Below are 1,197 nucleotides of genomic sequence, written 5' to 3'. Positions count from 1 at the left end.
ACAGCCATGGCCAAGGGTAAGTTCGAGCGCAGCAAGCCGCACGTCAACGTCGGCACGATCGGTCACGTCGACCACGGCAAGACCACGCTGACCGCAGCGCTGACGAAGGTGGGCGCGGAGCGTTTCGGTGGCGAGTTCAGCGCGTACGACGCGATCGACCGTGCACCGGAAGAGAAGGCGCGCGGCATCACGATCTCGACCTCGCACGTCGAGTACGAATCCCCGACCCGCCACTACGCGCACGTCGACTGCCCGGGGCACGCCGACTACGTGAAGAACATGATCACCGGTGCGGCGCAGATGGACGGCGCGATCCTGGTGTGCTCGGCCGCTGACGGCCCGATGCCGCAGACCCGCGAGCACATCCTGCTGGCCCGCCAGGTCGGCGTGCCGTACATCGTGGTGTTCCTGAACAAGGCCGACATGGTCGACGACGCCGAGCTGCTCGAGCTGGTCGAGATGGAAGTGCGCGAGCTGCTGAGCAAGTACGACTTCCCGGGCGACGACACCCCGATCATCAAGGGTTCGGCGCTGAAGGCGCTGGAAGGCGACCAGTCCGAGATTGGCGTGCCGGCGATCATCCAGCTGGTGGAAGCGCTGGACAGCTGGATCCCGGAGCCGGAGCGCGACATCGACAAGACCTTCCTGATGCCGGTCGAGGACGTGTTCTCGATCTCGGGCCGCGGCACCGTGGTGACCGGCCGCATCGAGCGCGGCATCATCAAGGTCGGCGACGAAATCGAGATCGTCGGCATCCGTCCGACCACCAAGACCACCGTCACCGGCGTGGAGATGTTCCGCAAGCTGCTGGACCAGGGCCAGGCGGGCGACAACGCGGGCCTGCTGCTGCGCGGCACCAAGCGTGACGACGTCGAGCGTGGCCAGGTGCTGGCCAAGCCGGGTTCGATCACCCCGCACACCGAGTTCGAGGGCGAGGTGTACGTGCTGAGCAAGGACGAGGGCGGCCGCCACACGCCGTTCTTCAAGGGTTACCGTCCGCAGTTCTACTTCCGCACGACCGACATCACCGGCGCCTGCCAGCTGCCGGAGGGCGTGGAGATGGTGATGCCGGGCGACAACGTGAAGATGTCGGTGACGCTGATCAACCCGATCGCGATGGACGAAGGCCTGCGTTTCGCGATCCGCGAAGGCGGCCGCACCGTCGGCGCCGGCGTGGTCTCGAAGATCATCAAGTAA

General features: G+C 66.2%; 1 protein-coding gene. It reads left to right on the top strand.

Features of this window, described 5'->3' with window-relative positions; genetic code table 11:
• Positions 1 to 6: 6 nt before the first annotated feature.
• Entirely contained in the window at positions 7 to 1,197 is a 1,191-nt protein-coding gene (gene tuf / locus N799_RS14020; protein WP_036213959.1) for an elongation factor Tu, read from the top strand.

It is taken from the genome of Lysobacter arseniciresistens ZS79 (genome assembly GCF_000768335.1).
GTDB lineage: Bacteria > Pseudomonadota > Gammaproteobacteria > Xanthomonadales > Xanthomonadaceae > Novilysobacter > Novilysobacter arseniciresistens.
The sequence above is the reverse complement of the archived record's forward strand: the minus strand, read 5'-3'. Positions and strand labels throughout refer to the sequence as shown.

Bases quoted from the DNA above. Each gene is read 5' to 3' on its own strand.
- tuf (WP_036213959.1), top strand. From the start codon at position 7: ATGGCCAAGGGTAAGTTCGAGCGCAGCAAGCCGCACGTCAACGTCGGC.